General features: G+C 57.4%; 12 protein-coding genes. All 12 read right to left on the minus strand.

Annotation, left to right across the window (positions count from 1 at the left end; all coding sequences use genetic code 11):
- Positions 1-42: 42 nt before the first annotated feature.
- The gene (locus BXY39_RS00990) at positions 43-948 is read right to left on the minus strand and encodes an acyl-homoserine-lactone synthase (RefSeq protein WP_147453418.1); all 906 of its coding nucleotides are present in this window, start codon (positions 946-948) and stop codon (positions 43-45) included.
- A gap of 316 nt (positions 949-1,264) precedes the next feature.
- On the minus strand, positions 1,265-1,987 hold the full coding sequence (locus tag BXY39_RS00995) for a LuxR family transcriptional regulator (protein ID WP_121936980.1): 723 nt from the start codon (positions 1,985-1,987) through the stop codon (positions 1,265-1,267).
- A gap of 224 nt (positions 1,988-2,211) precedes the next feature.
- Positions 2,212-3,366 (minus strand): rod shape-determining protein RodA, encoded by a 1,155-nt coding sequence (rodA, locus tag BXY39_RS01000; RefSeq protein WP_121936981.1) that lies wholly within the window; start codon positions 3,364-3,366, stop codon positions 2,212-2,214.
- Positions 3,366-5,282 carry a penicillin-binding protein 2 gene (gene mrdA, locus BXY39_RS01005; RefSeq protein WP_121936982.1) on the minus strand — a complete coding sequence of 639 codons (1,917 nt, stop codon included), beginning with the start codon at positions 5,280-5,282 and terminating at the stop codon, positions 3,366-3,368. Before mrdA ends, rodA begins: the two co-directional genes overlap by 1 nt.
- A 6-nt stretch (positions 5,283-5,288) precedes the next feature.
- On the minus strand, positions 5,289-5,798 hold the full coding sequence (gene mreD, locus BXY39_RS01010; protein WP_121936983.1) for a rod shape-determining protein MreD: 510 nt from the start codon (positions 5,796-5,798) through the stop codon (positions 5,289-5,291).
- Positions 5,795-6,688, minus strand: coding sequence for a rod shape-determining protein MreC (mreC, locus tag BXY39_RS01015; RefSeq protein ID WP_170163526.1), 894 nt, complete (start codon positions 6,686-6,688; stop codon positions 5,795-5,797). Before mreC ends, mreD begins: the two co-directional genes overlap by 4 nt.
- Before the next feature lie 187 nt (positions 6,689-6,875).
- A complete protein-coding gene (locus BXY39_RS01020) occupies positions 6,876-7,910 on the minus strand; it encodes a rod shape-determining protein (protein WP_121937674.1) in 1,035 nt (344 codons plus the stop codon).
- A 316-nt stretch (positions 7,911-8,226) separates the two neighbouring features.
- Positions 8,227-9,825: a 2-isopropylmalate synthase gene (locus BXY39_RS01025; RefSeq protein WP_121936985.1), complete on the minus strand. Its 1,599-nt coding sequence runs from the start codon at positions 9,823-9,825 to the stop codon at positions 8,227-8,229.
- A 155-nt stretch (positions 9,826-9,980) separates the two neighbouring features.
- The gene (locus BXY39_RS19245) at positions 9,981-10,136 is read right to left on the minus strand and encodes a hypothetical protein (protein WP_170163527.1); all 156 of its coding nucleotides are present in this window, start codon (positions 10,134-10,136) and stop codon (positions 9,981-9,983) included.
- A gap of 116 nt (positions 10,137-10,252) precedes the next feature.
- Complete coding sequence (gene ilvC, locus BXY39_RS01030; protein WP_121936986.1) at positions 10,253-11,272, minus strand: ketol-acid reductoisomerase; 1,020 nt, start codon at positions 11,270-11,272, stop codon at positions 10,253-10,255.
- 54 nt (positions 11,273-11,326) lie between these two features.
- Positions 11,327-11,857, minus strand: a complete 531-nt coding sequence (ilvN, locus tag BXY39_RS01035) for an acetolactate synthase small subunit (protein WP_121936987.1) — start codon at positions 11,855-11,857, stop codon at positions 11,327-11,329.
- A gap of 108 nt (positions 11,858-11,965) precedes the next feature.
- Positions 11,966-13,792, minus strand: a complete 1,827-nt coding sequence (ilvB, locus tag BXY39_RS01040; RefSeq protein ID WP_121937675.1) for a biosynthetic-type acetolactate synthase large subunit — start codon at positions 13,790-13,792, stop codon at positions 11,966-11,968.
- Between the last annotated feature and the right edge of the window lie 33 nt (positions 13,793-13,825).

Below are 13,825 nucleotides of genomic sequence, written 5' to 3' on the forward strand. Positions count from 1 at the left end.
GGGGACGGATAACTGCCATCCCCTGCCATCGGTGCCCTAACGTCAGTTGAGGACCGATATGTTTGGCTGCTCATATTGCGGTGTGCGGACAGGTGTGGTGCGCACTTTTTCCAGCATCTGATGGACATGAAGTGTCAGATGATCCAGTTCCGCTTCAACAGCCTTAATGCTTGTTTCATCGGCATCGCCGAGACGCTTGACCAAGTCAAGGAAAACCAGGCCGACATTCCGTTCTCCCATCTGAGCGGCCAAATCCAGAAGCTGTTCCGCTTCGGCCTGCTTGATTGGGGAATCCTGACTCAGATGGTGCAAAGGATACGGCATTTCATACTCCTCTATGATGGGATGCTTGACGGCGAACAATTCACGGACTTTGTGGATGGCGTTGCGTTCGACAGGCATGCTCACGGCAACCACGTCTTCCTCACCGATCTGGCGCGGCAATCCGAGGGGCTTGACCCCCAACGGCAACGCCAGAAGACGAGGCAGGAATGTCATGTCACAGACCATGGTTAAGAGTTTCGCCCCCATGGAAGATGCGTAATCGAGCAAGCCAACAAGAATCTCGCCTTTAATCAGCGTGCCCCTGGGGGTCGTCCGGATAGGTGCATCGACAAAGAAGCGGGAGATTTCGAATATGCCCTTGCCGCGGGGCAGCTTTCCCTCTTTGGACAGACTGGGAAACAGCTTATCCAGCAGAATGGGACGGTCCGTGGGCAACAACCGCAATCCACCCTGTACCTCACGGCCGATATCATCAAGCGCCATCAGATAAATGGCGTCTTCACCGTCGAACTCATCAACATCACGGCCATCGGCCCGGCGCAGATCTTCCCACCCCATATGGTCGACAAAAACCCTATGGCGTTTTTCGAACATTTTTTCCATCTGGGGCCGATAAAGAGCACGGTTAAGCTTGTGTACAGCGTGGATCATGGTCGTCTCCAATTCCTATGGAGAGACCTTATTCGGGAAAACCCTAGGCGCGCACTGGATCAATCAGTCCATTGACCATCTAGCACATTGAAAAATATGAATTTTATTCCCAAGCCGCACATTACTTCAAACATGCGTTTGCAATCATGCGTAATGATCGCCACACGCGAAAAGTGAATACGGCGTCACATATGGCGACGAAATCGCATTTTGCAAAGCTGTAGGCAGGATGACTGAAAGGAATATCCGAGACAGTCGCACAGCCGACCGCGCTGCGCATGAGCGATTTAAACCGAAATCGAATGAAAATGAAGAAAGATCGGGATCTTCACTGGAGAATGATCAGACGATCCCAAACGGCTTTCGCCACGGCCTGTTGACGGGTCTGAACGCCAAGACGGGTTTTCGCCGCCTCTATATGTTTGTGAACCGTACCCTCGGCAAGTCCCATGATTTCACCGATAGCCCAATTCGATTTTCCTTCAGCCGCCCATTGCAGGCACTCAAGCTGCCGGTCGGACAGTTCGGCAGGGTCTTCTTTTGGAATCTGGACAGCCTGTTCGTGCAGTTCCAGCATGCGCATAACAAAGAAGTTGGTCGCCAGACGCAGGGCACCGATATGATCTTCGTCCTCGGAGACCTTTTCCCCGGCAAGTGTAAGCATGACCAAGCCGCCACTTGGCACATCCATGGGGATCACCAGGCCCTCATTCAGTTTGAATTCGCTGGCCTCATCGAGGATCCTGCGTGCCGTCCCCATCAACTTGCGGCCATTGAGCACGTCGATCCAACGAAAGGGCTTCTGCCGACGCAGGCCAATCCGCACGATGGGATCAAATCTGTAATAATTGTTCTCGACATAGTGACGGCACCAATCGTGGCCACCAGAGGCCAGAACGAGCCTTTGCTGACGATGGCGGGGCAATATGACCTCACCGCCCAGGAAACAGTCATATCCGTATTTAAGTGTGAAGTCCTGAAACAGGCTTAAAGCCTCGTCAGCTGACTCGACCTTAGCCAATTTCTCCACGAAGGAGCCTACTTCCGTCACTGGTCACCCCACAACCGCTTGAGACGCTGCCTGATTTGCACCGTTCGCACCAGCACACCCCCAGACCGTAGCACTCGCTTGAACATTTACAACAGGCTAGAGTGGAAAATGATTCCGTCAACAAGGCAGTTATAATAGTAGTTTTAGGCCAAACGGCAAGGTAAAGCAGCATTTTACCCTGCACACAGTAGCATTCTGCGAATATTGATTTTCTTTTTCCACTATTAAGCGAGACCACTGCCGCGTGGCGCCAGACTGACATCACGGTTTGTGGCCACACATAAAATCAGGCCAAAGGCCACCATCCATGTCAGCATGGCTGATCCGCCATAAGACACAAGCGGAAGCGGGACCCCGACCACGGGAACGACACCCATAACCATGGCAACATTGATACAGATATAAAGAAACAGGGAGACAGCCAAGCCTGACGCCAGAAGCCTGCCGAACTGACTTCTGCATCCAAGTCCCATAAGCAGGGCCCATGTCAAGGCGACACCGTAAAGCAGCAAAAGGACAAAGGCACCAATCAGACCGAATTCTTCCGCAAGAACAGTAAAAATAAAGTCTGTCTTCATTTCAGGCAGGAAATTAAGCTGGCTTTGCGTTCCTTCCAGAAACCCTTTGCCGGTCCAGCCGCCGGATCCGATCGCGATCTTGGATTGTGTAATCTGATAGCCCGCGCCGAGAGGGTCGGATTCAGGATTGAGAAACGTCAGCACCCTTTCCCGCTGATAATCCCTGAGTTGCCGCCACACCAAAGGGACGGCCGCCATCACGGCCACCACCCCGACAATAAAGACTCGCGCCCGCACTCCGGCGAGGAAAAGAACCGCGGCTCCGCCGGCAACGATCATCAGTCCGGTGCCCAGATCCGGTTGTCTGATAACGAGAACCACAGGCAGTATTATCATCAGGACGGGCGGTATCATGGTGAAAATCTGCCGTGCCTGCATTTCGTCGCGACTGTGATAGTAACGCGCCAGTGCCAGCACCACCGCAATTTTCATCAGTTCGGACGGTTGCAGCCGCATGATGCCGAGGTCCAGCCAGCGCTGTCCGCCCATACCGGTTGCCCCGACGAATTCAACCGCCACCAAAAGCACAAGCCCCAACAGCCACATAGGATATGCAAGCGCCATCCAAACGCGGAAATCGGTGACGGCGATGCCCAGCATGAGCAATAACATCAGCAGAAAACGCAAAGCCTGGCGGGACGCCCATGGGTCCCACTGCCCCCCTGACACCGAGTAGAGGAGAGCAAACCCTATCCCGGCAATTACACAAACCACAAGAATGACCAGCCAGTTCAGTCCCATGAGACGCTGCACGGCCGATTTGTCAATCCGGCGCGGACCAAAGATGCGTGTGGCAACCATCACGCCTCTCCCATATCCGGAGCCATGGCATCCCCTTCCGGTGATGCATCATCGCGGTCACCCTTTTCGTCCTTAAGGGCTGTTCTGTCATCGGCCGCCAGAATATCCAGCGCCCTGTCCAGAAGACGGCGCCCTATGGGCGCCGCCGCTCTTGAACCGCCACCGCCGTGCTGAACCAGAATGGATACGGCAACACGCGGCGCCTCCGCCGGTGCATATCCGACAAAAAGCGCATGGTCCCGCGCATTCCAGGGAAGTTCGTTGTTGTCCAAAACCCCTTGCTGGCGTTCCTGTTCGGTAATGCGGCGCACCTGTGCCGTACCGGTCTTACCGGCCTGCTTGGGCGCCGATTTGCGGCGACTGTAATCATGGGCCGTGCCGCCCCGTTCCATCACCATTTCCATGGATCGCCGCATAAGAGCCAGATGAACGGGGTTCACATCCATGGGGTCAAAGTCGGGGCCGCCTCTGTAACTGCCGAAAACATCATCTTCGAGCGGACGGACAATGCGCGGTTTCAGACGTCGACCGGTGGCGACCCGACCGGTCATGATCGCCAATTGCAGCGGTGTCGCCAGCATTGCCCCCTGACCGATTGATGCAATCAAGGTCTCTCCGCCCTGCCAGGGCTCATTCATCACAGCCTGCTTCCAGGCCCTGTCGGGTACAAGCCCCTGCTTCTCGCCGTCCAGCGCCAGACCATGCGTTTCACCAAAGCCGAAACGGCGGGCCATATCGGCAATAACGTCAATATCGATCCGTTCGGCAAGTTTGTAGAAATAGACATCGCAGCTTTGCGCGATGCCCCGAACCAGATCGAGGCGACCATGCCCGCGCCGCTTCCAGCAATGAAAAGTGTGATTGCCGAGACGATGTTTGCCGTTGCAATAAAATTCCGTCTCGGGGCTGATCGCTCCCTGTTCAAGGGCCGCCAGTGCGACGATCATCTTTATGGTGGACCCTGGCGGAAACTGGCCGCTTAGACATTTATTGAGCAAGGGCTTGCGCGGATCCTGAAGAAGGGCGTTCCAGTTTTCCTCGCTCATACCGAAGGTGAATTCGTTTGGGTCGAACGCAGGCGTCGAGGCCAGGGCCAAAAGGTCACCGCGTTCCAGGTCCAGGACAACGGCACCGGCGGCTGTTTCACCCAATTGGCTGGCCGCATAGCGCTGCAGATCCAGATCAACGGTCAGAGCCAGATCATTGCCGCGAAGAGCGTCACGGCGCGGGGGCAACTCGCGGATTTCGCGACCGACAGCATTAACCTCAACCCGGCGCGTGCCCGGACTGCCACGCAAGATATCCTCAAAACGGCTTTCCAGCCCCTCTCGTCCGACTTTTACCCCCGGCAACTGATAGAGAGGGCTGTTTTCGATGACATCTTCGCCCGGGCTGCCCAAATAACCGACCAAATGCGCCACAAGATTCCCGTCCGGATAATAGCGGGAAAGTCCTGAGTCCGGCAGCACACCGGGCAGTTCGGGAATAGAGACATTGATGCGGGCGAATGTTTCCCAATCCAGACCTTCCGCCACGGTGACAGGCACGAATTGTCGCTGGCGTTCCATACGGCGCTGAATACGCATCAGGCGCTGATCACTCAAGGCAACCATGTCTCCCAGATGACGCAGGGTCCCGACCGGGTCGCTTGCCTGTTCAGGGATCAGAAAAACGCGGAAATCCTGGCGGTTTGTCGCCAGCTTGCGGCCCTTTCTATCAAGAATTTCACCACGTTGCGGAGCGATGAGACGCAGGGATATACGATTTTTTTCCGCGCGCAGACGGTATTGCTCACCCTGTATAACCGAAAGGTAATAGAGACGGGCTCCAAGACCTGTCAAAACGAGGCCCTGCCCCCCGGCAAGCAGGAAGGCACGGCGGGAAAAAGTCTGATATCGGGCGCTTTCACGGGCCATGACGTATTACACCATAACGCGACGCAAGCGGCCAATCACAAGCGCGACCGGTGCATAGGACAATGTTGTTACAAGCCACTGGGTAAACAGCGGCTCAACCGGCAGCCAGTCACGCTTCGCCAAAGCGACCGCAAACCAGCTTAGAGTATAAAGAATCAAGGTAAAAAGTGCGAAAACCAACCATTGCACAAGCCGGGTCTGACCCCGCAGATACTTGATCTGACTTAGAATGAAGAGACGGGTGGACAACAGCATCAGCATGTTCAGACCGAGAGGTACATCCAGCCACAAATCCAGTAGAAATCCGATGGCCGCGCACGCGCCATAGGGCATCAGTACCGGCCGGCGCAGCAGCCAGTAAAATGTCGCAATGAGCACGAAATGCGGCATCATCACATTGGCGACGCCGGTGCCGACCGGCAACAGCATGACCAAAGCCAGAAAAACCGTCGCAGCCAAAGGTGCAAAATTGGCAATGCCGTTTTCGACTGATCCACCACCCCGCGCAGCGTTCATCGGCCGTCTCCCTCAGGCGGCAAGGCCGGGCCATCAACCATTTCCGGCACCGGTATCTCATATGCCATGACACGCACATAATCGATGCGGTCGACAAGCGCCGCCGCATCCAGAAAAACACGGTCATCGTCAACTTCGACCACGCGTCCCACCGGGAGGTCAGGCGGGAACACACCGCCATGACCGGAGGTCAGAATACGGTCTCCCACACGCACTTCACTGCCTTGGGGAATATAGGTCAGGGCTATTCGCTCACTATTCTGGCCCTCGGCGATTGCAAGGGCTCCGGTCCGTTCCACTCTCACAGGGATACGACTGTTCAGGTCACTGACAAGGAGAACACGGCTGCTCCATTGGCCGACCTGGATGACCCGGCCGACAACGCCCGCCTCGTCAACCACGGGCCATTGCCGGCGTACACCGTCGCCCGCCCCCACATTGATGATGACGCTGCGCTCAAAAGCGCCGCCCCCGACCCCCACAACGCGGCCTGTGGCGGCTGTCGGCACCTCACGCCCCGGCACCTTCATCATCTGGCGCAGGCGCTCATTCTCGCGGGCCAACTGCAATGCGGCTTCCCGCCATTGGCGCAGGCGATCATTTTCAGAACGAAGATCCTGATTTTCCACATAAATATCGGACACGCCGGCAATACGTTCAAGGCCGTTCTGCGCCCCCCGGATCGGCCTTTCCAGAACCGAGAGGACCGGCGCCACCAGGTCGTTTGCATGGGCGCGCACACGCTGCGGCAAATCACTGCCCGCCACCTCGAGAAGAAAAAGTGCGGCCGCGGCAGCAAAATAAAGCCAAAAAGCCAGACTTCCGCGGGATGCGCGCCGTGGGCTCAATCCGCCCGCAAGGGCACCGGCGCTGCGCAACCCCTGACTCACACGCCACCTCTTTCGCGCCATTCCGGACTTTTTGCACCGCCCATGCCGCTCATGGTTCCGCCTTGCTCCCGGCCACCGTCGCAATGGCCAAGTTTTTCTGAATCATCCTGGCTATGGTCTATGGCATACCGCAGAGAGAAATCCCGTAGGTTTCCGAAAAACCATCAGGCAGCGCACCCAACGGCAATCAATAGCTTTCGGTCAGAACCAGGCGCAGGGATTCATCTTCCAGTGCGCGCCCGGTACCAAGTGCCACGCATGTCAATGACTCTTCCGCAACCGAAACCGGCAGCCCGGTCGCACGGCGGATCACAGTGTCCAGATCTCCGAGAAGCGCCCCACCGCCCGTCAGTACAATACCGCGATCAACGATATCGGCCGCCAGTTCGGGCGCCGTCCGCTCCAGTGCGACCTTGACACCTTCGACGATGGCACTGACCGGTTCGGAGAGCGCTTCGGCAACCTGTGCCTGGTTCACCTCGAGTTCCTTGGGAACACCGTTCATCAGATCACGTCCTTTGATGATCATCGACTTGCCGATGCCGTCTTCGGGGACCATGGCCGTCCCGATCTCTTTCTTGATCCGTTCGGCGGTTGCCTCACCGATAAGCAGATTGTGGTTACGGCGGATATAGCCGATGATGGCTTCATCCATCTTATCGCCGCCGACACGCACGGATGTGGCATAGACGATCCCGCCCAGTGAAAGAACCGCCACTTCCGTGGTACCGCCCCCAATGTCCACCACCATGGACCCCTGGGGTTCCGTGACAGGCAGGCCGGCACCAATAGCCGCCGCCATGGGTTCGTCAATCAGATATACCTTGCGGGCACCGGCCTGTTCCGCCGATTCCTGAATGGCTTTCCGCTCAACCGCCGTCGATCCGGACGGCACGCAAACCACCACCTGCGGGCTGGCAAAGGAACGATTGTGAACTTTCTGGATGAAGTGCTTGATCATCTGTTCAGCGACATGAAAATCGGCGATCACGCCATCCCGCAAAGGGCGAATGGCCTGAATGCCGCTAGGCGTACGTCCCAGCATCAACTTGGCCTCGTCGCCGACTGCCAGCACACGGTCCCGGCCATGTTCGCTTTGAATGGCAACCACCGAGGGTTCGTTGAGGACAATGCCACGCCCTTTTACATAAACCAGAGTGTTTGCGGTCCCCAGATCGATAGCCATGTCCGACGAGAACATGCCGAGCAACTTGGAAAGCATGGACGATTGATCCTTTAATTTAACATACCCGGCCATACTGCCGGGCTTCCCCTAGGGCGGTTATGGGGCAGTTATGCGCCCGAGACAAGAGGTCTCGCGCAGGATTGCGGCGGATTTAGGGAGGCGGAAGGGTAATTTGGTACCATTCGTGGCTTCAAACCCACACAGGACGGCGCTGTCTGTCCACGAGAGCAGACATTGCCCCTCCGCCGGCGTTTGGCAAACTGCAAACCTTACCGGTGGTTACCATTGCCGGACGTCTGCCGTACCGAATGCCTGCCGCCTGGTGATCGCACGCCGGTTTCCGAGTTTAGGGTCACCCGTCCCCCGCGGCCACATCCGGCGTAACCGAGGCCACCGGCTGCGGTGCGGTCTTCTCGCGTTTGACCATAAGCTTGTTCACTGCCGCCACATAAGCCCGCGCCGCCGCTGTCACCGTATCCTCATGCGCGCCCTGACCATTGGCGGTACGGCCGCTCTCCTCAAGGCGGACAGTGCACTCGGCCTGGGCATCCGTCCCTTGTGTCACGGCATGTACCTGGAAAAGCTGAAGATGCGGCCTGTACCCGATCAGATCCTTGATCGCATTGAAAGCCGCATCGACCGGGCCTTCACCGTAAACGACCGTTGATCTTTCCTCGCCGTCGATGTCCAGTGTCACGTCAGAAACAGCTTTGGCCCCCGACGAGGAATGGGTTGTCACACTGACAACACGGATCCGGTTGCTGGCGGTCGCCACCTCATCGTCCACCAGAGCAATGATGTCCTCGTCGTAAATATGCTTCTTGCGATCACCAAGTGCCTTGAACCGCTTGAAGCATTCCTGAAAGGCGTTTTCCCCCAGGGTATAACCCATTTCCCGGAGCTTCTCGGCAAAAGCATGCCGGCCGGAATGCTTGCCCATAACCAGGGAAGACCGGTTAAGGCCGACGCTTTCCGGTGTCATGATTTCATAGGTTTCCGCCGCTTTCAGGACCCCGTCCTGGTGAATACCGCTTTCATGAGCAAAAGCATTCGCGCCAACGATGGCCTTGTTGTTCTGCACGGCGAACCCGGTTACGGCGGAAACGAGACGGCTCGCCTTTGTGATTTCCGTTGTCTCAACCCGGGTCGTCACCGGCACGACATCGCCGCGCGTGCGGATCGCCATGACGATTTCTTCCATCGCGGCATTGCCCGCACGTTCGCCGATGCCGTTGATCGTGCATTCGACCTGCCGAGCCCCGGCTTTCACCGCAGCAAGCGAATTGGCCACCGCAAGACCAAGATCGTTATGGCAATGCGCGGACAGTATGACACCGTCCGCGCCCGGAACGCGGGCCAGAATATCGGCAAACATGGCCGAATATTCCTCCGGCGTGGCATAGCCCACCGTGTCCGGCAGATTAACGGTGGTTGCCCCGGCACGGATCGCCGCCTCCACCGCACGGCACAGAAAATCGGGATCGGACCGGGTGGCATCTTCCGCACTCCACTCGACATCGTCGACATGACCGCGGGCTTTCGAAACCGAAGCGTGAATCGCTTCCAGTACGGCCTCGGGCTGCATCTGCAGCTTGACCTTCATATGAAGGGGACTTGTGGCTATGAAGGTATGGATGCGCGGCCGGATCGCCGGCACGAGGGCCTCGGCCGCGCGTTCGATATCGCCGGGTGCCGCACGCGCCAGCGAGGCGACGGTGCACCCGCGCACCTGTTCGGCAACCGCTTTCACGCATGCGAAATCGCCTTCCGAGGCAATGGCGAAACCGGCTTCGATGACATCAACCTTTAACGCATCCAGCGTTTCGGCGATGCGCAGTTTTTCCTCCAGGGTCATGGAAGCGCCCGGTGACTGCTCGCCGTCCCGCAAGGTGGTGTCGAAAATATATAAATGATCCTGCCCGCTCCCGGTGGCAGTCTTTTCCTGAGACATGACCGTTACGTCCTTTGCAAAAATTATCGGCGCTAATTCCGTGAAACAGGCAGGGCGCAAAATGCGCACATGACGACTCTGCCATGTTTGCAACGGATGGAAACTCAAAAACCCTTAAGCGTCCGTCCTTGTCACTGTGTGGATAAAGACGGTGCTTAAGGGCCGATAAGTCGGCCCGCAGCGATAAGAAGCACCAGAAGAAGCAGTCCCCCACCTGTCAGGCCGGCAAGACGGGCATAAGCCCCCGTTTGCACGGACCGGGTGGTGGCAATGGCTTTGGCGCGGTGCGCCGTGCTTCTTCTTGGGGTCATTTTTCTGCCCTCTGGACGTCTATACTCATGGCAAAACTATGCAAGACAACATATTATGATATCAAGCGTTAATTTCCGGTAATTTTATTACTCGGCCATTTTGCCAACAGACTGGATCAGTTGCGCTCCCGGTCGATCATTTTGTCAGCCTGCATCCAGGGCATCAGGGCCCTCAGGCGTGCTCCGACCGGCTCAATGGGATGCTTGGCCGCCAGGCCGCGCTCTGCCTTCATTTCCGGATTGCCCGTCATATTGTCGGCGATGAAGTCGCGCACAAAACGGCCACGCTGGATATCGTCCAGAACCCGTTTCATTTCAGCCTTGGTTGCCTCGGTGATGATACGCGGCCCGGTTTTGTAATCGCCATATTCCGCAGTGTTGGAAATGGAGTAGCGCATGTCGGCAATGCCGCCTTCATATATCAGATCAACAATAAGCTTCACCTCGTGAAGGCATTCGAAATATGCCATTTCAGGCGCGTACCCGGCCTCGACCAGCGTTTCGAAACCGGCTTTGATCAATGCTGTCACACCGCCACACAAAACCGCCTGCTCTCCGAACAGATCGGTTTCGCATTCCTCACGGAAATTGGTTTCCAGAATACCGGATCGACCGCCCCCTATGGCGCCGGCATATGCAAGCGCCCTGTCCTTTGCCTGCCCGCTGGCATCCTGATGCACGGCGATCAGGCAGGGCACGCCGGCACCGCCCTCATAAAGCGCGCGCACCGTGTGACCCGGCCCTTTGGGCGCGACCATGATCACGTCCAGATCGGCACGGGCTTCGATCAGGCCAAAATGGATATTCAGGCCGTGGGCAAACATCAATGTGGCCCCATGCTTGAGGCTGTCTTTCAGATCGTGCTCATAAATGGCCGCCTGATGCTCATCGGGGGCCAGCATCATGACGATGTCGGCACGGGCGGCCGCCTCACCGGCGGTCATGACGGTAAAACCGGCGGCTTGTGCCTTTTGGCGGGTACGGGAGCCCTCTCTGAGGGCAACAATCACTTCGGCGACACCGGAATCCCGGAGATTGGCGGCGTGGGCATGGCCCTGGCTGCCATAACCGACAACCACGATTGTCTTGTCCTTGATAAGGGAAAAGTCGGTGTCCTTGTCCGTGTATACTTGCATGAAACAATCCTTTTGCGTTTGATCCGGATCATCCTGAACGGATGAGACAATGGTTCAAGGGTGGGGAGCATCCTCAAGTCCCTGCCCGCCCCGCGCCAAAGCGGCGGCACCGGTACGCGCCACCTCCACCAGACCCAGTTCGGACATGAGATCGATAAAGGCATTCAGCTTGTCAGCCGTGCCGGTCAGTTCGAAAACAAAACTGCTGCGCGTGGAGTCAACGACACGGGCCCGGAAGACATCGGCCAGGCGCAGTGCCTCAACCCGTTTTTCCCCTTCGCCCGCGACTTTCACCAATGCCAGATCGCGGGCGACAAAAGGTCCATCCATGGTCAGATCGGCCACCCGGTGAACCGGCACCAACCTGTCAAGCTGTGCCTTAATCTGTTCAATCACCATGCGTGTCCCGGATGTCACGACCGTCACGCGGGATCTCTTTCCGGAAACATCCATTTCCGCGACGGTCAGACTTTCAATATTATAGCCGCGTCCTGAAAACAGCCCAATCACACGGGCAAGGACGCCAGCCTCATTGTCAACGATGGCACTGATGGTATGCCGCTGGATAGGGCCCTGTTCCTTCATGGCAAATCCGCCCGCTTTCTGGTGATCAGCAAAGTTTGAGGTGTGAATGTCAGCGCGCCGGCTTACAAACCGGCCACACTGCCTGACAGGCCGATACTCACGGCAGGCTCATACAACGGCAAGGGCTTCCTCGTCCCTGGGTTCGGAGATATGATCGCCCGCCAACAGCATTTCGTTATGCGCGGCGCCCGCCGGGACCATCGGAAAACAGTTTTCCAGCTTGGCCACCTGACAATCCACCAGAACGGGGCCGTCATGAGCGATCATACCGGCCAGACCGGCCTCAAGATCGGCCGGATCTGAAATCCGCATCCCTTTTATACCGTAAGCCTCGGCGAGCGCGACAAAATCGGGCAATGCCTCGGAATAGCTTTCCGACCGGCGCCCGTCATAGCTGAGGTCCTGCCATTGACGGACCATTCCCATATACTCGTTGTTCAGGATCAGAATCTTCACCGGCAGACCGTACTGCTTCAGGGTTGCAAGTTCCTGAATGTTCATCTGGATAGAGGCCTCACCCGCCACGTCAATCACCAAGGCATCCGGGAAGGCAAGCTGCGCCCCGTAAGCCGCCGGCAAGCCGTATCCCATGGTACCGAGCCCACCGGACGTCAGCCAAAGATTGGGCTTTTCAAAGTCCAGATACTGGGCCGCCCACATCTGGTGCTGCCCGACCTCGGTACTGACGATGGCCTGCCGGTCGCGGATCAGGCCGTTGAGCGCCGTCAGGACATGTTGCGGCATGATCACGTCATCGCGCGCCTCAAAACCGAGGCAATCGCGCGCGCGCCACCGTCCGATCATGGCCCACCAATTATCCAGCGAGGGCCTATCACCGTCCGCGTACCGTGCAAGCCATCCATCCAGCAACTGGCGCAGCACCCGTCCGGCATCGCCGATAATAGGTACGTCGACCGCCACATTCTTATTGATGGATGACAAATCAATATCGATGTGAATTTTCTTGGATGCCGGCGAAAAGGCATCCAGCCGGCCCGTCACCCGGTCATCAAAGCGGGCGCCGACAGCCAGCATGACGTCGCAGTCATGCATGGCATGATTGGCTTCCCAAGTGCCGTGCATACCCAGCATGCCGAGAAATTGCGGGTCACTTGCGGGAAATGCGCCAAGCCCCATCAGGGTATTGGTCACCGGAAACCCGGTCTGCCGCGCAAAAGCCGTCAACACGGCAGACGCCTCAGGACCGGAATTGATAACACCGCCGCCGGCATAGATGATCGGCCTCTTTGCCTGCGCCAACAGGGACAGAGCTTCGTCCACCGCCGCCGCATCCCCTTCAATACGCGGACGATAGGTACGATGGCGCACTTCAGCGGCCGGCAGGTCCTTCGCGGGCGTGAAAGGAGCCTTTTCCACCTGAATATCCTTTGGCAGGTCGATAACGACGGGGCCCGGCCGGCCATTTGTTGCCACATAATGGGCTTCGCGCAGGATACGCGGGATATCAGCGGTTTCCTTGACCAGATAATTGTGTTTCGTACACGGGCGTGTAATGCCGACCGTATCCGCCTCCTGAAAAGCGTCATTTCCGATCAGGTGGCGTGCCACCTGCCCGGTCAGGCAAATAACGGGAATGGAATCAAGCATGGCATCCGTCAGACCGGTCACCACATTGGTTGCACCCGGCCCCGATGTCACCAATATGACCCCGGGCTTGCCTGTGGCACGGGCATAGCCTTCCGCAGCATGAGCGGCCGCCTGCTCATGGCGCACCAGAATGTGGCGGATGGATGACTGGCTGAAAAGCGCGTCATAAATGGGCAGGACAGCCCCACCGGGATAGCCGAAAATCAATTCGACACCCAGTTCCTCAAGGGTACGTACGATCATGTCCGCACCGCTTAGAAGATCGGCTTTTCCGCCGGGAGTTTTCCCATTGCCAGGTGTGCGAACCGCCGGCTTTGCCTTATCCATCAATGCCGTCATCGTCATTGTGTCCTGTTCCCG

The sequence above is a fragment of the Eilatimonas milleporae genome (assembly GCF_003688555.1).
Taxonomy (GTDB): domain Bacteria; phylum Pseudomonadota; class Alphaproteobacteria; order Sphingomonadales; family Kordiimonadaceae; genus Eilatimonas; species Eilatimonas milleporae.